General features: G+C 63.3%; 14 protein-coding genes. 7 read left to right on the forward strand and 7 right to left on the reverse strand.

Annotation, left to right across the window (positions count from 1 at the left end; translation table 11 throughout):
• Positions 1-111: 111 nt before the first annotated feature.
• Together aceB and aceA are read left to right on the forward strand one after the other, a co-directional pair.
• Entirely contained in the window at positions 112-1,740 is a 1,629-nt protein-coding gene (gene aceB / locus ACYVKQ_RS20220) for a malate synthase A (RefSeq protein WP_460677174.1), read from the forward strand.
• Positions 1,741-1,891: 151 nt separating this feature from the next.
• Entirely contained in the window at positions 1,892-3,190 is a 1,299-nt protein-coding gene (gene aceA, locus ACYVKQ_RS20225) for an isocitrate lyase (protein WP_460677175.1), read from the forward strand.
• Between the two features lie 228 nt (positions 3,191-3,418).
• Here aceA and ACYVKQ_RS20230 read toward each other — a convergent pair whose 3' ends face one another.
• Entirely contained in the window at positions 3,419-4,606 is a 1,188-nt protein-coding gene (locus tag ACYVKQ_RS20230; protein ID WP_460677176.1) for a ribonuclease D, read from the reverse strand.
• Positions 4,607-5,019: 413 nt separating this feature from the next.
• Between ACYVKQ_RS20230 and ACYVKQ_RS20235 the strand changes: the two genes are divergently transcribed.
• Positions 5,020-8,091: a SusC/RagA family TonB-linked outer membrane protein gene (locus ACYVKQ_RS20235; RefSeq protein ID WP_460677177.1), complete on the forward strand. Its 3,072-nt coding sequence runs from the start codon at positions 5,020-5,022 to the stop codon at positions 8,089-8,091.
• Positions 8,092-8,112: 21 nt separating this feature from the next.
• Positions 8,113-9,504: a RagB/SusD family nutrient uptake outer membrane protein gene (locus tag ACYVKQ_RS20240; protein WP_460677178.1), complete on the forward strand. Its 1,392-nt coding sequence runs from the start codon at positions 8,113-8,115 to the stop codon at positions 9,502-9,504.
• 73 nt (positions 9,505-9,577) lie between these two features.
• Here ACYVKQ_RS20240 and ACYVKQ_RS20245 read toward each other — a convergent pair whose 3' ends face one another.
• The gene (locus ACYVKQ_RS20245) at positions 9,578-10,048 is read right to left on the reverse strand and encodes a hypothetical protein (RefSeq protein WP_460677179.1); all 471 of its coding nucleotides are present in this window, start codon (positions 10,046-10,048) and stop codon (positions 9,578-9,580) included.
• Between the two features lie 153 nt (positions 10,049-10,201).
• Here ACYVKQ_RS20245 and ACYVKQ_RS20250 point away from each other — a divergent pair, with 153 nt between their 5' ends.
• Entirely contained in the window at positions 10,202-10,456 is a 255-nt protein-coding gene (locus ACYVKQ_RS20250) for a hypothetical protein (protein WP_460677180.1), read from the forward strand.
• A 90-nt stretch (positions 10,457-10,546) separates the two neighbouring features.
• Complete coding sequence (locus ACYVKQ_RS20255; RefSeq protein WP_460677181.1) at positions 10,547-13,168, forward strand: M14 family metallopeptidase; 2,622 nt, start codon at positions 10,547-10,549, stop codon at positions 13,166-13,168.
• Positions 13,169-13,236: 68 nt separating this feature from the next.
• Here ACYVKQ_RS20255 and ACYVKQ_RS20260 read toward each other — a convergent pair whose 3' ends face one another.
• The 3 genes from ACYVKQ_RS20260 to ACYVKQ_RS20270 form a co-directional block, all read right to left on the reverse strand.
• A complete protein-coding gene (locus ACYVKQ_RS20260; RefSeq protein WP_460677182.1) occupies positions 13,237-13,695 on the reverse strand; it encodes a hypothetical protein in 459 nt (152 codons plus the stop codon).
• 55 nt (positions 13,696-13,750) lie between these two features.
• The gene (locus tag ACYVKQ_RS20265) at positions 13,751-14,974 is read right to left on the reverse strand and encodes an S-adenosylmethionine:tRNA ribosyltransferase-isomerase (protein ID WP_460677183.1); all 1,224 of its coding nucleotides are present in this window, start codon (positions 14,972-14,974) and stop codon (positions 13,751-13,753) included.
• 282 nt (positions 14,975-15,256) lie between these two features.
• Positions 15,257-16,030 (reverse strand): class I SAM-dependent methyltransferase, encoded by a 774-nt coding sequence (locus tag ACYVKQ_RS20270; RefSeq protein ID WP_460677184.1) that lies wholly within the window; start codon positions 16,028-16,030, stop codon positions 15,257-15,259.
• 193 nt (positions 16,031-16,223) lie between these two features.
• On the opposite strand from ACYVKQ_RS20270, the gene ACYVKQ_RS20275 reads away from it, so the two are divergent.
• Positions 16,224-16,793: a hypothetical protein gene (locus ACYVKQ_RS20275; RefSeq protein ID WP_460677185.1), complete on the forward strand. Its 570-nt coding sequence runs from the start codon at positions 16,224-16,226 to the stop codon at positions 16,791-16,793.
• Positions 16,794-16,873: 80 nt separating this feature from the next.
• Here the strand turns inward: ACYVKQ_RS20275 and ACYVKQ_RS20280 are convergent, their stop codons facing one another.
• Both ACYVKQ_RS20280 and priA read right to left on the reverse strand, forming a co-directional pair.
• Positions 16,874-17,497 carry a TM2 domain-containing protein gene (locus ACYVKQ_RS20280; RefSeq protein ID WP_460677186.1) on the reverse strand — a complete coding sequence of 208 codons (624 nt, stop codon included), beginning with the start codon at positions 17,495-17,497 and terminating at the stop codon, positions 16,874-16,876.
• A gap of 270 nt (positions 17,498-17,767) precedes the next feature.
• A complete protein-coding gene (gene priA, locus ACYVKQ_RS20285; RefSeq protein WP_460677187.1) occupies positions 17,768-20,317 on the reverse strand; it encodes a replication restart helicase PriA in 2,550 nt (849 codons plus the stop codon).
• Between the last annotated feature and the right edge of the window lie 80 nt (positions 20,318-20,397).

The raw sequence follows: 20,397 nt of genomic DNA on the forward strand, positions 1-20,397 counted from the left end.
ATCACTTTCTGCTAATTATTTACTTTTAGCGAATATTCGCTTGATTTTAAATATTCGCTTGCGTATGTTTGGCCACGCTCTCGCACTTCCACGACCAAACACCATAATCACATGGAAACCCTTGTTAAGCCGCTTGCTACCAGCAAAGTCGAATACCGTTGTCCCGACCGGGTAAAAGTACTGGGAGAGTACACCCACGAATTCGCCCAGGTGCTTACGCCCTCCGCCCTGGCCTTCATAGCCGAATTGCACCGACACTTCGACAAGCGGCGGCAGGAATTGCTCCGGCTGCGGCGGCAGCGGCAGGCCGAATTCGGCGCCGGACGCTTGCCGGATTTTCTGCCCGAGACGACCCAGTTGCGCGAAAGCGACTGGCAGGTAGCGCCTGTGCCGGCCGATCTGCAGGACCGGCGTGTGGAAATTACCGGGCCCACCGAGCGGAAGATGGTCATCAATGCCCTCAACTCCGGAGCGAAAACGTTCATGGCCGATTGCGAGGATTCTCTGGCGCCGACCTGGGCCAACGTCGTGCAGGGCCAGCTCAACCTACGCGACGCCGTGCGTGGCACCATCTCGCTGGAAACGCCCCAGAAAACCTACCGCCTCACCGAGCGCCCCGCTACGCTGCTAGTGCGCCCGCGTGGCTGGCACCTGAACGAAAAGCACGTGCTCGTCGACGGCGAGGAAGTCAGCGGCGCCCTGTTTGACTTCGGCCTGTACTTCTTCCACAACGCCCACGAGCTGCTGGCCCGCGGTACCGGTCCGTACTTCTATCTGCCTAAGCTGGAAAGCCACCTGGAGGCCCGGCTGTGGAACGAGGTGTTTGAGCTGGCGCAGTGGGAACTGAAGATTCCCAAGGGTACCATCAAGGCTACCGTGCTTATCGAGACGCTCCCTGCCGTTTTTGAAACCCACGAAATCCTTTGGGAGCTGCGGCAGCACTCGGCCGGGCTGAACTGCGGCCGCTGGGACTACATTTTCTCCTACATCAAAACCCTGGGTGCCCGCCCCGAGTACCGCCTGCCCGACCGCAGCCAGGTGACCATGACCGTGCCCAACATGGCGGCCTACGTGCGCCTGGTCATCGATACCTGCCACCGGCGCGGGGTGCACGCCATGGGCGGTATGGCCGCCCAAATTCCCATCAAGGACAACCCGGCCGAAAATGCCATTGCCCTCGACAAAGTGCACCTGGACAAGGTGCGTGAAGCCCGGCTGGGCCACGACGGCACCTGGGTGGCGCACCCGGCGCTGGTGCCCATCGCCCTCGGCGTGTTCGATGAGCTGATGCCCGAGCCCAACCAGATCGGCAAGCCCCGCAGCGCCGAGCCGCTGCCCACCGCCGCCGAGCTGCTGCAGGCGCCGCAGGGCAGCATCACCGAGGCGGGCCTGCGGCAGAACATCGACGTGGCCTGGCGCTACCTCGGGGCCTGGCTGGGCGGCAACGGCTGTGTGCCACTCTACCACCTGATGGAGGACGCGGCCACGGCCGAAATTTCCCGCGTGCAGCTCTGGCAGTGGCTGCACACGCCCGGTACCACGCTGGCCGACGGCCGCCCGGTAACGCCTGAACTGTACCGAGCTCAGTTAGCCGAGCTGGTCGACAAGCTGCGCCACGAAGCAGGGGAGGAGGCTTACACCGCCTATTACCGCCCCGCCCTGCATCTGCTCGACCGCCTCGTACTGGCCCAGGACTGTGCCGATTTCCTGACCCTGCCGGCCTACGAGCTGCTGCCGTGACGCCTGCGTGGTAGCGCGAACTACTCCCTTCGCGATACGCCACCTGCGACATCTCGCTTTTCTGCATGCCTGCTTCGATGTTCCCCAAAGCATCGACAGCTACGCCTTTGTCTTTGCTGACCCCCTTTTCCACAACCAAACCCCAAGACCCATGAACCGCACCCAACGCACCGCCGCCCTCGCGCACGATTGGTCCACCAACCCCCGCTGGCAGGGCATCGAACGCCCGTATTCGCCCGACGACGTGGTGAAGCTGCAGGGCTCCGTGCAGATCGAGTACTCCCTGGCCCGGCAGGGCGCCGAGCGGCTCTGGCAGCTGCTGCACACCGAAGAATACGTGGCGGGCCTCGGCGCCCTCACCGGCAACCAGGCCGTGCAGGAGGTGCAGGCCGGCCTCAAGGCCATTTACCTCTCGGGCTGGCAGGTGGCTGCCGATGCCAACGGCGCCGGGCAGATGTACCCCGACCAGAGCCTCTACCCCGCCGACTCGGTGCCGGCGGTGGTGCGCCGCATCAACAACGCCCTGCTGCGCGCCGACCAGATTCAGCACCTCGAAAGCCGGGACGGCGACGCCGGCCACGTGCACTGGCTGGCACCCATCGTGGCCGACGCGGAGGCCGGCTTCGGCGGCAACCTGAACGCCTTCGAGCTGATGAAGATGATGATTGAGGCCGGGGCTGCCGGCGTGCACTTCGAAGACCAACTCTCCTCGGCTAAGAAGTGCGGGCACCTGGGCGGAAAGGTGTTGGTGCCGACCCAGGAGGCCGTGCAGAAGCTCGTAGCCGCCCGCCTGGCCGCCGACGTGCTGGGCGTGCCCACCCTCATCGTGGCCCGCACCGACGCCGACGCGGCCGACCTGCTCACCGCCGATGTGGACCCGCGCGACAAGCCCTTCGTGCTGCAGGAAGCCGAGCGTACTTCTGAGGGCTTCTACCGCGTGCGCTGCGGGGTGGAGGCCTGCATCGCCCGGGGGCTGGCTTACGCGCCCTACGCCGATCTGCTCTGGATGGAAACGTCGCACCCCGATCTGGAGCAGGCCCGGCAGTTTGCCCAGGACATTCACGCCCGGTTCCCCGGCAAGCTGCTAGCCTATAATTGCTCGCCGTCGTTCAACTGGGCCGCCAAGCTGAGCGTGGAGCAGATGGAGACCTTCCGCGAGGAGCTGGCCGCGTTGGGCTACAAGTTCCAGTTTATCACCTTGGCCGGCTTTCACGCGCTCAACACCAGCATGTTTGAGCTGGCCCAGGCCTACCGCGACCGGGGCATGGCCGGGTACTCCGAGCTGCAGCAGCGCGAGTTTGCCCTGCAGCAGCAGGGCTTCAAGGCCGTCAAGCACCAGAGCTTCGTCGGCACCGGCTACTTCGATGCGGTGCAGCACGTGGTGTCGGCTGGGCAGGCCAGCACGGCGGCCCTTGTCGGCTCGACGGAAGAAGAACAGTTTCAGCGCTAAGGACCCAGTCCGCGGTCATCATAGCTGGAAAGAACGGCGGCGTACCGGCAGTTTCTTTCTGTAGAATCGGCAATGGCGCTGCACCCCCGCTTAAAAACGATACCGCCCGAAGCCCGTCGTGCAGACGTGGTTTCGGGCGGTATCGTTTTTAAGCGCGGGCACCCCGGTGAGCAGCGCCGATTGGTTTACGCCGTCCGCAATTCTTGCGCGTGGCCTGGATGGGGCGGGCTAGCGGCCGTTGAGCCAGGCGAAGGGCTGGGCGATAAAGCCGTAGTCGAGGCCGTTGCGGGCGGTAACGTCGCGCAGGATTTGCTGCTGCCAAGGCCGCAGGGCCGCATCGGCACCTAACTCGATGATATCGGAAATGAGACGATTCGACAGTACCAAGTTAGCTACGTAGCTGTTCAGATCGTTGGATACGTGCGTTTTCAGGGTCATCAGAAACTGCTCGCGGGCATCGGCCTGGGCGGCCTTCTCGCCGCTGAGGCGGCGGCGGAAGGGGAAGCGGCGTGACTCGGCGGCCATAGGTGGCTCGGGTACGGCCACGAAGTTGTCGGGCGAGAAGTTCAGTAGCTGCTCGAAATAAGGCGGGCGCTTCAATTCCGGGTGCAAGCCGCGGGCCGCTTTCCAGTCATTGGCGTTGCGCGGGGTATCGCGCACCAGTTCCGACAGTCGGTCGTTGCTGAACACCATGTAGGGCGGGCGGTCCAGTTCTTTGGCTACTTGGTCGCGCAGCAGGTACAGGTCACGAAACAGCGGCATTTCCTGGGGCATGATGCGGTACTTGCTGGCCATGCGCAGGTAGGGCCGCTCGTCGCGGGTGTAGCGCACATCTTCCAGTGCCATGTTTTCCTCCGCAGCCCAATGCAGGCGGCCCAGGGCTTCCAGCTTGGCCACGAGCCGGTCGGCTAGCTCCAGCAGGTACAGCACGTCGTTGGCCGCGTAGATTTTCTGTGCTTCCGTCAGCGGCCGCTTCAGCCAGTTCGACTTCTGCTCGCCCTTGTCTACCTCGATGCCCAGCTCGCTCTGAATCAGCCGGCCCAGCGAAATGTTGTTGTCCGATTCGGCCAGCAGCGTATGCAGCACGCTCGTGTCGGTAATGCGGCGTACCCGCACGTCGTACAGCTCGTCGAGCAGCAGGATATCGGACTTGCAGCTATGGAATACTTTTTCCACGGCCGGGTCGCCGAGCACGGCCCACAGCGGGGCCAGCTCCTCCCCGGGATTGGTCAGAGGAACCGGGTCGAGCAGAAAAACCGTGTGGCCGTCGTAAATCTGGATCAGCGCCAGGTTACGCCCGTAATGGTGGCGCATATCGTCGAACTCCAGATCGACGGCCAGGCGAGGTTGGGTATGCAGCCCCGCCGCGGCCTCTTGGATGGCGGCTGGGGTGGTGAGGTATTGTATTTCAGCCATTAAAAGCTAAGGTTGGCTACCCGGGACAGACCCGGCGCACCGCCGGCAGCAGTGCCTGGTTTGGGTAAAGGTAGGCAGTAGCAGGTGCCAAATCCAATGGCCGGGACAAACGGGGCGCCGACGCGCGCGCAGGTGCCCTGGCTTCAGCGCCGGCGCAACTGCGTTTAGACGGCTTAAAAGGGGGACGTGTGACCAAAACCCAGGCCGGAACCGCACTGGCGACCGGTAATTAGGTCAATTTCAAGATTATTCATGCCCTAGCGCAGTGCAGCTGGAGGCCGTTAGAAGCTGATTTTCTTGACGCGCACCTTCCCATCGCTGCAGGAAACTTACCAAGGTAGGATGCAAGCAGCCATTCTATACCTAAATTGGGTCTATCACTCACCAAAAATGGCTCCTGAGCCAACCCACACATGAAACACAAGCTACTACTCTCCCTGGCCCTAGCGGTGCCGGTGGCAGTGGTGGCCCAAGCGCAAACGCGAAGCGTGAGCGGGCGGGTCACTTCTGTCGCCGACGGCACCGGCCTGCCGGGCGCAACGGTGCTGGAGCGCGGCACCACGAACGGCACGAGCACGGATGCCGATGGCAACTTTCAGTTGACCGTGCAGCCCGGCGCTACCTTGATTATCAGCTCGGTCGGTTTCGCGTCCCAATCTGTACCCGTGGGCACCCAAAGCAGCCTCAACGTGCGTCTGGCCGCCAGCGAGACGCTATTGGGCGAAACCGTGGTGGTCGGCTACGGCACGCAGGCCAAGCGGGAGCTGACGGGCGCCATCACGCAGCTCGGCAGCAAGGAAGTGGAAAACGTGCCCACGGTCAGCTTCGAGCAGGCCATCCAGGGCCGCACGCCGGGCGTACAGATCAACCAAGGGACCGGTAAGCTGGGCGCGGGCGTGCAGATCCGCGTGCGCGGGGCTTCGTCGGTGCGAGCCAGCAACCAACCGTTGTACGTTATCGACGGCATTCCCGTGACGTCCACCGACGTGGGCAGCATCAACGCCGACGAGCCCATCAACCCGATGGCCGACCTGAACCCGAATGACATCGAAAGCATCTCGATCCTGAAGGATGCCGCCGCCTCGGCCATCTACGGGTCGCGCGCGTCGAACGGGGTCATCATCGTGACGACGAAGAAGGGCCGCCAGGGGCAGACGCGCGTGAACGTGGGGGCGTACTTCGGGACGAGCCGCCCCACCCGCATCCGCGAGTTCCTGAACGCAGACGAATACCGCGAGCTGTTCAACGAGTCGGTGAAAAACGCCCTTGACGACCCGAACAGCTTCTTGCGGGCGGAAGTGGGGCTGCCGGCCAATACCCCGGCGGCCGACGTGTTCGAGCTGTTTTCGGGTTCGACAGATTACAACTCAACCAACAACACGCCCTGGAACGAGCTGGCTTTTCGCGACGGCAAGGTGTCGCAGTACGACGCCAACGTGTCGGGCGGCGACGCCAAAACCCGCTTCTACATCAGCGGCAACTTCAGCGACCAGACCGGCATCATCGTGGGCAACCGCTACCGCCGCGGGTCGTTGCGCACCAACTTTGACCACTCCATTACCGACAAGCTGAAGATCGGGCTGAACCTCTCGGTGACGCGCTCGGTGAACGACCGCGTGCCCGACGACAACGCCTTCACCAACCCGGTGCAGTTGAATGCCATTCCGCCGGTGCAGTCGCCCTACAACGCGGCCGACCCGACGGGCTTCAACCGCCAGCTGCTCTACGAAAACGCCCTGGTGAGCGTAGACCGCAACACCAACCGCGCCAGCAACTACCGCTCGTTTAGCAACCTGTCGTTGCAGTACCAGCCCATCCAGGGCCTGACGCTGCGCTCGGAAATCGGGGGTGACCTGCTGGCCCTGCGCGAGGAGGTGTACTGGAGCCGATTCACGGCCGATGCCGCCGGCGAAGGCCAGGCGCTGAGCAACCAGGTGCAGGCCGTCAACTACACGACCAACCAGACGGCCACCTACCTGCGCACCCTCGGCGCCGACCACACCGTGGAAGCGCTGCTGGGCTACTCCTACCAGCGCTACGACAGCGAGCAGACGGCGGCGGTGGGCCGCGGCTTTGCCAGCGACCAGTTCCGCAAAGTGGCTTCGGCGGCCGTGTTTTCGCCGGGCACCACCAGCGCCGGCACCGGCTACGACTTCCAGTCGGTGTTCAGCCGCGTGAACTACACCTTCCGCAACAAGTTCCTAGTCTCGGGAAGCATCCGCGCCGACTACTCCTCACGCTTTGGCGTCGACAATCGCTGGGGTTACTTCCCAGCCGGTTCGCTGGGCTGGGTGGTGTCGGAGGAAAGCTTCCTGCAGGACAACAACGTGGTGAGCCTGCTGAAGCTGCGCGGCAGCTACGGCCGTACCGGCAACGCCGAAATTGGCGACTTCGACGCGCTGACGCTCTACAGCGGCGCGCAGTACGAAACCCGCCCGGGCATTGTGCCCGCCGCGCGCATCGGCAACAACCTGCTCACCTGGGAAAACACGGATCAGGCCAACGTAGGCGTGGAATTCGGCTTTTTCAATGACCGCATTGCCGGTGAAGTGGACGTGTACCACAAGAAAACCACCGACCTGCTGCTCGATCAGCAGCTGCCCTACACCGGCGGCTATCAGGTAGTGCAGCGCAACCTCGGCTCCTTGGTCAACAAGGGCATCGAAGTGTCCTTGAACACGCGCAACCTCGACGGGGAATTTAAGTGGGGTACCAACTTCAACATCTCCCTCAACCGCAACAAAGTGACCGATCTGGCGGGGCAAGAGTTGATTTCTGGCGCCCGCAACCTGGGCCGCGTGCGCGAAGACCAGCCCATCGGTGTGTTCTGGGGCCGCGAGTACGCCGGGGTAGACCCGGCCAACGGCGACGCCCTCTACTACCGGAACTCCCCGAACGCCGACGGCTCGGTGGACCGCAGCACCACGAACAACCCCAACCAGGCTACGTTCGTGAAGCTGGGCGACCCGAACCCAAAGTTCACGGGAGGTTTCACCAACACGTTCTCCTACAAAGGGTTTGATCTGAGCCTGCTCACGCAATTCACCTACGGCAACGACATCTACAACATTGCCGGCCTTTACCAATCGGTGAACGGGGACTACTTCGATAACCAGACCCGTGACCAGCTGAACCGCTGGCGGCAGCCCGGCGACATCACCGACGTGCCGCGCGCCAAATTCTACGAGGGCAACGGCACAGCCGCGTCGTCGCGCTGGATTCAGGACGGCTCTTTCTTCCGCTTCAAAAACCTGACCTTGGGCTACAACCTGCCCAAGGCCTGGGCTTCGAAAGCCCTGCTGCAGAGCGCCCGCATCTACGTGACCGGCCAGAACCTGATAACCCTGACCGATTACGAGGGCTACGACCCGGAGGTGAACACCTCGGGCCTGAACACGGCCGCCGCCAACTACCTGCTGGGCCACGATTTCTACACGCCGCCGCTGGCCAAAACCTGGCTGGTCGGTTTCAACCTCGGTTTTTAACCTTAGCCGACGCGTACTGACATGAAGAAACTATCTACTCGCGCCCTCTTTGCGGCGCTGTTACTCGGGGGCGGTCTGCTGACTTCGTCCTGCGAAAAGGAAATCAACCCGGAGCAATCCATCGACGCGGAAACGGCGCTGAGCGACGAGCAAGGCATCCAGACGGCTGTGGTGGGGGCTTACTCGCGGCTGTACCAGCCGGCCCTGTACGGCACCAACCTGATCATCATTCCCGACCTGCTGGCCTCGCCCGGCTACCTCTCGTGGCAGGGCTCCTTCCAGTCGTACCGCGAAATTTCCTCGGTGCAGATTACGACCGTCAACGCGGATGTGCAGCGCACCTGGCGCGATGCCTACCGTGTTATCAACATCAACAACCTTGTGCTCGAAGCGCTGCCCACCATCCGCGACGCGGCCCAGCGCCAGGAGCTGCAAGGCGAGATGCAGCTGATGCGCGGCCTGATGCACTTCGAGTTGGTGCGGCTGTACGGGCAGCCTGCCATGTCGAGCACCTTCGGCGTGCCGGTGGTCACGCGCGCCAACCGCACCGTGGACGAAGCCTCCCAGCGCCTGCCGCGCAATACCGTGCAGCAGGTGTACGACCAGGTCATCAGCGACATGCGCGCCGCAGAGCAAGCCTTGCCGGAGGAGAACGACGCCGGGCGCTTCGACCGTTACGACGCCAAAGCGCTGCTGGCCCGGGTGTACCTGCAAATGGGCAACTATGCCCAGGCCCGCGACCTGGCCAACGACGTGATTCAGAACAGCGGCGCTACGCTGAATGCTTCCGTACTCGATGCCTTCACCTCCGACGGCTCGCCGGAAGTGCTGTTTGAGGTTCTGCAGAACGAGCAAAACAACGCCGGCCAAGCCAACGACGGCCTGGCCACCTTCTACTCGGGCAAGTCGGTAGGCTTCCAGGGCCGCGCCGATGTCGCCGTATCGGCTGCTTTCGCCGGGCGCTACGAAGCCAGCGACGTGCGCGGCGACCAGGGCAACATCGGCGACGGCCTGCTCTACCTGGGGGATGCCGCCCGTCCCGGGCAGCTGCGCTCGTACAAGTGGAACGACTTCGCCCAAAACATACCGGTGATTCGGCTGGCGGAGATGCTCCTGACCCGCGCCGAGGCCAACCGACGCTTGGGCACCACCACCGGCGCCACGCCGCTGGCTGATGTCAACGCTATTCGCCAGCGCGCCGGTGCCACCCCGCTCACGGCCGTTACCGTGGAAGACATCCTGCTGGAGCGGGAGTTGGAGCTAGCTTACGAGGGCTTCCGCATCCACGACTACCGGCGCACCGGCCGCCAGCTGGGCGCCAACCCTTCCACGGCTGATGCCCGCGTGCTGCCCATTCCACAGTACGAAATCAACCTGGGTAACGCAACTCCCCAGACGCCGGGCTACATGTAGGCCTTAGGTACAAGCTTTACCAAAAAAGCCGCTCCGGAAGCTTCCGGAGCGGCTTTTTATTTGGGTATTTGAATTATTCCTCGTCGTCGTCGTGCGGGGCGTCGAAGTCCAGCGTGTCGACCAGGTCGGCTGCTTCCTGAATCACGGCATCCATGGCCGGAATGGAGTCCGCGTCCAAGGTTCGTTCGAAAAGGTGCAGCAGTTGCTCGCCCTCGTCGTTGACGTACAAATCGGTGTACAGCCGCTCGAAGCGCTTGGCTTCCTTGGTAATGGTCGCGTCGATCTGCTCGATGGAGCCCGCCTGCAAGGCCTGGTGCAGAACGTGCTGCACCTGCCGGCTTTCGTCGTGGTCGCCCAGGTCGGCCAAGGCCTTCATCAGGCTCATGGCCACCAGCAGGCGCACGCGCTCGAAGCGGAAGCCCTGCTCGCGCCGGGGCGCGCGCTGCAGCTCGCCGTAGGCGTGCAGGTCGTCCGACGGCAGGTAGGTGGCGGCATCTTGGCGGAAAGCGGCGTGCAGCAGCTGCTGAAACAGGGTAGCGGACATCGGCGGGGGAGGGCAGAAGAAAGTACAAAGGAACGCAAATGCCCGCAGCTACCACCCGGGCCCGTGCATCGGCCCCGCGGAATTTGCCGTACTCCTGTGCCAGGTGCGGCCGCAGAGGCCGGGCCAGGCTTTTCACATACCTCTGCTAGCGAGATGACGCATAAATCCAAATGGCTGTTGTTTGCCCCCAGCGGGCTAGTGGTAATCGGCTTCGGTGCCTGCCTGGTGCAGTGGGCCTCGGAAATGAAGCGCGACGGGGCCCCAACCGCGCAGTGGGTGGGCGCCGGCACGGTGGCGCTGGGCGTGTTCAACGCGGGCGTCAGCCTGTTTGGGCGCGGCGTGGCCGAAAGCGTGCTGTACCAGATTCGGGAAAAGCCCGGCGAGGACCCCGGACCGAATGCCGAATAAGGGAGCCTCGGGCATCACCCGACCGCAGTGTACTTTCGCTTCGTCGCCGGAGCCCGGCGGCCTCGTTTACCCGCTTTTCGCTCGGCATTTATGATTCGACCTCTCCTGCGCCTGCTGCCCGCCTTAGGGGTGGGGGCGAGCTTGCTGCTAGCTGCCCCCGGCCAGGCCCAAACCGCGACCCCGCTGCTGGCGCCTGCCCAATTCCTCGGCTATCCGCTCGGCAGCCGCTTTACCTACCACGCCGATGTGCTGCGCTACGCCGAGTACCTGGCCCAGCAGCACCCCGACCGGCTGCGCGTGGTGCCCTACGGCAAAACCTACGAAGGCCGGCCGCTGGAGGTCGTGCAGGTAGCCTCTGCCCGCAACTTGGCCCGCCTCGAGGATATTCGCCGCAGCAACCTGCGCCGCACCGGCTTGGAAAGCGGCTCCCCGGCCCCCGACCAGCCCGCCGTGGTGTGGCTGAGCTACAACGTGCACGGCAACGAGGCGGTGTCGTCGGAGGCGGTGCTGCAGGTGCTCTACGACTTTGCCAACCCGCAGAATGCCGAGGCCCAGGCCTTGCTGGATAAAGTGGTGCTGCTCATCGACCCCTGCGTGAACCCCGACGGCCGCGAACGGTACGTGCAGTGGTACGGCCGCGTGGCCGCGGCCCCCACCAGCGCCGCGCCGCTGAGCTGGGAGCACCGCGAGCCGTGGCCTGGGGGGCGCTTCAACCATTACCTTTTCGACCTGAACCGCGACTGGGCCTGGCAGACGCAGCGCGAAAGCCAGCAGCGCATTGCGCTCTACAACCAGTGGCTGCCGCAGGTGCACGCCGATTTTCACGAGATGGGCCCCGATGCGCCCTATTATTTCTCGCCGGCCGCCAAGCCCTTTCACGAGGACATTACGGCGTATCAGCGCCAGTTTCAGAACCGCATCGGCGACTACAACCGCCGCACGTTCGACCAGAACAGCTGGCTGTACTTCACCCGCGAAACCTACGACCTCTTCGCGCCCAGCTACGGCGACACCTGGCCCTCCTTCAACGGAGCCATCGGCATGACCTACGAGCAGGGGGGCAGCGGCCGGGCCGGCGTGCGCGTCATCAAGAGCGACGGCGACACGCTCACGCTCACCCAGCGCATTGCGCACCACCACGCCGCCAGCTGGGCTACCATCCGGGCTGCGGCCGACCACCAGGCCGAACTGCTCACCGAGTTTGGCCGCTACTATGCCGATGCCCGGCAGCGGCCGCGCGGCGAGTATAAGAGCTTTGTGGTCAGTGGCGCCGCCGAGCGCGTAGCGCCGCTGGCGGAATACCTGCAGCGCCAGCAAATCGAGTTCGGCTACGTGGGGGAGCGGCGTAAAACCAACGCGTACAACTACGCCACCGGCCGCCGCGAGGCCGTGACCCTGCAGCCTACCGACCTGGTGGTGAGCATGTACCAGCCGAAATCAACGCTGGTGAAGGTGTTGTTCGAACCGCAGTCGGCGCTGGAGGATTCGCTGACGTACGACATTACGGCGTGGTCGTTGCCGTACGCGTACGGCCTGCAGGGCTACGCACTGACAGGTAAGTTATCTGGAAGGGAACTGGCAGTTGTCAGTGGGCAAAAGTCCAATGCCAAAGGCCTGACAACTGGCAATCTGCAACTGACAACCAGGCCTGCTGGCCCGCCAACCGACAACTCACCAGCAGCATCGGCTAAGCCCTACGCCTACATTGCCGGCTGGAATTCCCTGCGCGACGCGCGGCTGCTGTCAGCCCTGCTGCAGCGGCAGATCCGTGTGCGGGTGGCTTACCAGCCGTTTGAAGCCGGCGGCCGCAAATTTCAACCCGGTACACTCATCATCAACCGCGGCAATAACGAGGGGCTTGGCGCCCGTTTCGATGGAGTGGTGCGCGCGCTGGCCGATTCCATCGGCACGGAGCTGACGGCGGTGCAAACCGGTTTTGCTACCACTGGCAGCGACCTGGGCTCCAGCAATGTGCACGGCGTGGGCCGGCCCAACGTGGCCGTGCTGGCCGGTAACGGCACCGACCCCTCCGCGTTCGGCGAGGTGTGGCACTTCTTCGAGCAACAGCTCGGCTACCCCGTTACCGTGCTGGGGGCCGATTACTTTGCATCGGTACCGCTGACCAAGTTCGACGTGCTCATCCTGCCCGATGGCAACTACGCCGACGTGCTGCCCGAGCGTCAGCTGGAGAACCTGAAGGCCTGGGTGCGCGGCGGCGGACGCCTGATTGCTATGGAAGGCGCCATGAGTTACCTGGCGGGCAAAAAAGATTTCGCTCTGAAGGCCAAGCCGGCCGACACTACCCGCACCCGCAAGGCCGACCCGAGCCGCCTGCTGCGCCGCTATGGCACGGCCGAGCGGGAGTCGCTGCAGGAGCTGGTGCAGGGCAGCGTGTACCCCGTGCAGCTGGACAACACCCACCCGCTGGCCTTTGGCTACGGCTCCACCTACTACGCGCTGGTGCGCAGCCCGCTCAACTTCCAGTACCTCGGCGACGGCGGCTGGAACGTGGGCGTATTGCGCAAGGGGCAGGCAGCGGCCGGCTTCACCGGCAGCCAAGCGCGCCGCAAACTCACCGATACGGTGGTGCTCGGCGTGCAGGAAATGGGCCGGGGGCAGGTCGTGTACCTCGGCGACAATCCCCTGTTCCGCGGCTTCTGGCACGCCGGCAAGCTGCTGTTCAGCAACGCGGTATTCTTCGTCGGACAGTAAGCCAGCGGATTAAAAAAGCCCCGCCGGACCTGCGTCCGGCGGGGCTTTTTGTTAAGGCAATGGCAAGGTTAGTCGACGATATCTTCCGCCTTGTTGCCCACTTTCTTGGCGCCTTTCTTGATGCCGCGGCCCGCTTTTTTGGCGCCCTTGCCAACGGTGCTGCCAGCTTTCTTGCCCACGCGCTTGGTGTCGCTGGCGGTGTTGCTGATGGCTTCGCCGGCTTTGGTGCGGCCGGTGCGGGTCTCGGTTTCCGTTTTCATCGTACCGTTGCTGCGCACGTCGATTTCCGTGGAGGTAGAGCCGGCAGTGGTGGTGCCGGTGGTGCTACCGCTCGTAGTGCCGGAGGTAGTGGAAGTGCCCGATGTGGTACCGCTGTTGTAGGTACCCGTAGTCGTGCCGGAGGTAGTTACGGACGTGCCCGACGTGGTACCGGTGGTCGTGGAAGAGGAAGTGGTCGTGCCGGTTTGGGCCAGGGCCGAAACGCTGGTCAGCGCTACGGCCGACAGGAGCATGAGTATCTTTTTCATGGGAAAGGTCGATTTTAGAATCGTCCCTTCTACGCAGCTTCGTGGCGAAGGATGCTTACGGCAGCAGCAAAGAACTGTCGCCGTAGCTCAGAAAGCGGTAGTTGTGGCTGAGTGCGTGGTCGTAAACGCGGCGCCAATCCGGGCCTATCAGCGCCGCCACCAGCAGCAGTAGGGTGCTTTCCGGCTGGTGGAAATTGGTAATGAGCCCCTGCGCCACCCGAAAACGGTAGCCCGGCGCGATGAGCAGCTGCGTGCTAGCTTGTAAAGCGTCGTCGCCACGCCGTTCCAGCTCCGTCAGCAGCGCTTGCAGGGCTGCTCTAGCAGGTACTTCTTCTCCTTCCTCGTACGGTTCCCACTGCTGCACCTGCCCGCTCAGGCTGCCGCCGCGTACTACTTGGCAGCCCAGCCAGTACAGGCTTTCGAGGGTGCGCAGGCTGGTGGTGCCCACGGCAATAACAGGGCGTGGCGCGTGGCTGAGCAGCTGCAGCAGCAGCTGCCGCGTGGCACTGATGGGCTCGGCGTGCATGGCATGATCAGCCATGCGGTCCGCTTTTACCGGCTGAAAGGTGCCCGCCCCAACGTGCAGCGTCAGCTGGGCCGACTGAATGCCGCGCGCCGCCAGCTCCGCTAGCACGGCGTCGGTAAAATGCAGGCCGGCCGTCGGAGCAGCCACGGCGCCGTCGTGAGCAGCGTACACGGTCTGGTACCGTTCGTCGTCGTCGCCGGTGGCTTGGCGGCCGAGGTAGGGGGGTAGCGGAAGCTGTCCGGCACCGCTGAGCACTTGGGCAAAGGGCAACTGCGCCGGCTGCCAGCGGAAGCGGATCAGGGAGCTGCCTTCCTCAGCCGTGACGCGCTCAGCCTCCAGCACTGCCGGCTGTCCGCCAGGCGTGGTGAAGGTCGCCTGTACCGCTCCGTTCTTCCAGCGTTTGCCGTTCCCGACCAAGCAGCGCCAGGTGCATTCGCCGGTTTGCTGCATGGCCGGCTCGATAGCGCGATGCGGTGCCACAGGTTCCAGGCAAAACAGCTCGATCTGCCCACCTGTGGGCTTGTGCAGGTACAGGCGGGCCCGTACCACCTTGGTATTGTTGAAAATCAGCAGGGCGTCGGAAGGTAGCTGCGCGGGCAGCCCGCGGAAGCCTTGGTCGCTGATCTGTCCCTGCCGGTACACCAGCAGACGCGAAGCGTCGCGGTCGGGGAGGGGGGCCGGGGCAATGCGTTCAGCGGGCAGTTCGTAAGTGTAGTCCTGAATGGACAGCAGGCGCGGGTTGGGCGTGTTCATCGGACCGCAAAGGTAAACTGCGGACGGGGCAGATGGCCTGACCGCAAGCAACAGATTCGGGCAAGCGGCTGGTGCTCGTAGCAAGTAAATCGAACCACAGGAAGGCCTAACCCAGGCAAGGCTCTTCCCCGCGACTCTGCCGCCGCGATGAATGGCAAACCCAAACGGCCGCGTCCGGAACCTTGTATCTTGGGTTCCGGACGCGGCCGTTTGAGAATCCGTCAGAACGGCAGCGGAGCCAGCTCAGTTCTCGTTGCAGAGACGAAGCGCTAGCCGCCGCGACTACCGCTGAAAAATCAGCAGGTGCTGCTGCGGCAGCGACTTGTTGTTTTCGACAAACTTCAAACCCACAGCCTCCAACTCCCGGCGGGCCTGCTCCTCGCTCATGCGGTGAATGCGCTTGATGGGCACCTTGGCGTCCTCAGCGCGGTATTCCACCAAAGCCACGCGTCCGCCGGGCTTCAGGGAATTGCGCACGGCGCGCATCATCTCGCGCGGGTGGTCAAACTCGTGGTAGGCGTCCACGATCAGCACCAAGTCGAGGCTGTTGGCGGGCAGGTTGGGGCTGCGCACGGTGCCCAGCACCGGCTCCACGTTCGTGACTTTGCGCTCAGTGCTGGCATTGCGCAGGCGAGCCAGCATTTCGGGCTGGATGTCGACGGCCAGCACCCGGCCCTGCGGCACCAGGGGGCTCATGCGAAACGTGAAATAGCCGGTGCCAGCCCCAAGGTCGGCTACTACGTCCGTTGGCCTCAGGTTAAGGGCGCGCAGCAGCACATCGGTGCCTTCCTCCTGCTGCCGGTCCGGGCGCTCCAGCCAGCCGGCGGCATCGTGGCCCATCACGTGCGCAATCTGGCGGCCCATGTAGTATTTGCCAATGCCGTTGGGGTCCTGCGGGGCTTTGCGCTGGTAGCCGGCGCTGTCGGGCGCGGCGCCCAAGCGGCGTTGCGCTACCAAGCCGGCATTGCTTTCCACAATCGGCGTTTGGGTACACGCGGCAATCAGGACGGGTACCAGCAACGCAGCCGGCAGGCGGAATCGGGACGGAGTGAGCATAGGTAGATGCAAAGAAAGCGGCATTGGCCTAACAGTGCTGGCCCGGAGTACGTTCGTTTGGCGTTTCAACCCTGCAACCAGCTCGGCCGTATGGCAGCAGGCGCCGCCGGCGGGCCCATTTGGTTGTCCGTTTTTAATTTGCGGCCGTAGCATTCCAAACATCGGCTTTTCTTTCACCTTTTCTCTCTTCCCCATGAAGCACGTTGCCAAACTGTTCCACCAGCTTGCCGGTGCCGCGCTGGTCGTGGCCGCCCTCAGCGGCTGCAGCCGCGGCGAGTACGCCATGCTGCCCAAGACCAGCCCCTACCACGCGACGTACACGGCGGCCAAGCCGGCCGTGCAGCCCGTGGCCCCAGAGGCCACGCCTGCCCCCGCTGCCACTGCGGAGGCCCCGGAAGTGACTCCGGCAGCCGCGCCCGCGGTAGCTAGCGCACCGGTAGCTCAACCGTCTAAGGCCGTCGTCGCGCCGGAAGCCAAGCCCGCTCGCAAGCTCAACCCCATGCAGCAGGTGCTCGTCAAGAAGATGGCGCACAAAGTGGACAAGCTGGCCGCCAAGGCTCAGCTGAAAAAGCACCAGAACACCGCTGGCACGGAGCAAACGCAGGCCGTGGGCGGCAACTTGCGGCTCGGCATTATCTTCCTGGCCATCGGTCTGATTCTGGCCCTCTTTGCCGGCGTCAACGGCATCTTTGGTGTGCTGGGCACCATTGCCGTCATCATCGGTATCGTGCTGCTGGTACTCTGGCTGCTGGAGCAGGCTTAGCGCTTTCGCCGATTTTACCCCACGAAAAAGCCCCGACTGCACTGGCAGCCGGGGCTTTTTCGTGATAGGCGCGGTTTGCTTTACAGCGTCTTGGCGTAGCTGCCGTTCTTCGGCTGCAGGCTACCCGTGATGATCTTGATGATGTCGATGATAACCAGCGCGAACAGCACGATGGCCGGCACGATCAGGAAGCTGGTCAGAGCCAGGGCGATGTAGAGGATGCCGCGGCCGGTGTAGCCCAGGTAGAAGCGGTGCACACCGAGGCCACCCAGGAAGATGGCGAGCAGCAGCGCTACCAGTTGGCTTTTGCCTTCGGCCAGGGGCGAAGCAGCGTTAGCCTTTTTGGCGGCTTTGTGCATGGCTTTGATGGCCGCTTTGGCTTCTTTTACCTCAGCGCGGGTCGGAGCTGCTTTGGTTTCGGCTTTGTTAACCGAAGCCGCTTTGGCAGCCTGCGTGTGAGCAGCGTACGTGCGGGCCGACTGGGCTTTAGCAGCTACCGGAGCAGCGGCCGTCGAAGCCGTCAGCTCGGGAGCAGCAGCTTCAGCGACGGGAGCTACGGCTTCGGTTACGGGCTCAGCTTTGGTAGCCGCCGTGTAGGTGTTGCCGTAAGGAGCCGAGTTGCGGAACGTGTAGCTTTCCTTGCTGCACGAGGCGAGGGTCACGACTGCCAGAGCAGTGGCGAACAGGGAGGAGAACTTTCCCATGGATGTGGTTGGTAAAAGAAAAAAAAGAAATGAGGTAGGGTTAAAGCCAGTTTGAGCTGCGGGTATTACCAGGATTTGGCAGCAATATAGAATGAATTATTATGCGCCTAACTATGACAGGAGTAAACTTTATATCACATAATCGGGGGATACGGCCTATTAGAGACCGGGAAAAGTCTACTTCAATTGTTAATTCCTTAGCAATCAAAATGCCCGCCCGACTGCTTGGCTGACAACCGAACGGGCACCCCTATATCCTACTATGGCTATTTACATCGGGTCGACGTCCGCCACGAAGCGGGCCTGCCGGAAATCCTTGTCGTCGCGCATCATATTCAGGGCTTCCAGGATCTGCGCCTTGGCGTGCTTGAGCACGGTGTGCTCGCGGCTGAGCTTGATGGTAATTTCCTGCAGGTAGAAGTTGCGGATGCGGAAAATGTAGGGCGCCTCGGGGCCCAGCACGGCGTCGCGACCCAGACGCTCCACCAGCTCCTGCGTGAGGCGCACGGCCGCGTCCAGGGCCACGCGCTCCTCCACGTGTTTCACAGTAAGCTTGATGACGCGGGCAAACGGCGGGTACATATGCTCGCGGCGCTGCGCAATTTCGTACTCGTAGAACTCCACGTAATCGTTGCGCATCACCTTGTCGAAGATCTGCTGCTGCGGGTCGCCGGTCTGGATGATGACCTTGCCCTTCTTGCCCTTGCGCCCGGCGCGCCCGCTCACCTGCACAAACATCTGGTAAGCCCGCTCGTGCGCCCGGAAATCCGGGTAATGAATGATGCTATCAGCGTTAATGATGCCCACCAAACTCACGTTACCGAAGTCCAGGCCCTTCGTGACCATCTGCGTGCCCACCAGTACGTTGGTGCGCTGCTGCTCAAAGTCGCTGATGATCTGCTGGTAGGCGTTTTTGGCGCGGGTCGTGTCCAGGTCCATGCGCTGCACCTGCGCCTCGGGCAGCATGATTTTAAGGTCATCCTCGATGCGCTCGGTGCCGAAGCCGATGGCCTTGATGGCCCGCGAGCCGCAGGCCGGGCACTCCCGCGGCATCTGGTCGTGGTGGCCGCAATAGTGGCAGCGCAGCTCGTGGGCGTGCTTATGGTAGCTCAGGCTCACGGCGCAGCTCTTGCACTTGGGTATCCAGCCGCAGTCGAGGCAACTGATGAAGGGCGAATAGCCGCGGCGGTTCTGAAACAGAATCACCTGCTCGCCCTGCGTGAGCTTGCCTTCAATGGCGGCCGTCAGCTCGGGCGTGAAGTGGTGCGTGGGCTTTTTCTGACCGGCCTGCGCGTTGCGGCGGGTATCCACCAGCTCGATGTCGGGCAGGCCGGCCTCGCCAAAGCGCTTCGTCAAGGACACCAGGCCCCAGCGGCCGGCGCGGCACTGGTAGTAGGTTTCCACCGACGGTGTGGCCGAGCCCAGCAGCACCTTGGCGCCCTGAAACGTGCCCATCATCAGCGCTACCTCGCGGGCGTTGTAGCGCGGGGCCGGGTCGTACTGCTTGTAGCTCGATTCGTGCTCCTCATCGACGATGATAAGCGAGAGGTTGTCGAAGGGTAAGAACACGGCGGAGCGCACGCCCACCACCACCTGAAAGCGGCCCGACAGCACGCCGTTCCACACTTCCACCCGCTCGTTGTCGGAGAACTTCGAGTGGTACACGCCCAGGCGCGAGCCGAACACGCGCATCAAGCGGGTCACGATCTGGGCCGTGAGGGCAATTTCGGGCAGCAGGTAGAGCACCTGCCCGCCGCCTTCCAAGGCCGAGCGGATCAGGTCGATGTAGATTTCCGTCTTGCCGGCGCCCGTTACGCCGTGCAGCAGCGTGATGTCCTTCTGCCCAAACAGCTCCATGATCTGGTCGCGGGCCGCGGTTTGGGCCTCGCTCAGCTGAAAAGGCATCTGGTTGCGGTCATTCTCATCCAGCGGGAAGCGCGACACGATCTGGTCGAACTGCTCCAGCACGCCGTTTTTGATGAGCGTATTCACCGCCGAGGGCGAGAGGTGCGGGCTGCTGGTCAGGGCCGCTTTCTCGATGCCGTTGTGGTTGAGGTGCTCGTTCTGGTACACCGGCACGCGCTGAATGTAGCGCATCAGTACGTCGAGCTGCTTGGGCTTGCTGGCCAGGCCTTCGAACAAGCCTTCCAGCGCCGCCTCGGCCACGAAATGGTGGGCCAGGCGCACCTTCTTCACCACCTTGGGCGCGTACTTATCGGCAATGTGCTCGAACAGAAAGATGACGTCTTTCTGAATCAAGGACTTGATGACCTTGTGGAAGGAGTTGATTTCCAGAATTTCTCCGACTTCCGAAAACGTGAGGGCCTTGCCATCTTCCGTGCTCAGGGCCGCCACGATTTTTTCCTCTTGCGCCGTGAGCGGGTAGGGCGTGCCTTCCGACTTATAGCCCGGATGCAGCTGCACCCGCGACTCGGAGCTGAGCTTCAGGGCCGAGGGCAGGGCCGCGTTGATGACCTCGCCGAGGGTGCACAGGTAGTAATCGGCAATCCAGCGGAACAGCTTCAGCTGCGGCTGCGTGACCACCGGCGCATCGTCGATAAACTCCAGGATGTACTTGGCCTGATAGTCCTTGGGCGGCGTCTCGTGCACTGCCGCCACGATGCAGCTCAGCGTCTTCTTGGCCCCGAACTGCACCAGCACCCGGCCCCCAATGACCACTTGGTCGTTCAGCTCGAAGGGCACGCGGTAGGTGTAGAGCTTGGGCAACGGCAGCGGCAGCACCACATCGGCAAACAACGTGACGCGGTCCGCCGGGGCGGGCTCAGACTGGGGCAGGGCAAAGAGGTGCGTTTGGGACACGGGACAGGCAACGGCGAACCACAAAGATAGACCGCCAAGGGGCTATGATGGTTCGCCGCTCACCTGCCGGTACGCCCTAT

The sequence above is a fragment of the Hymenobacter coalescens genome, from assembly GCF_054783195.1.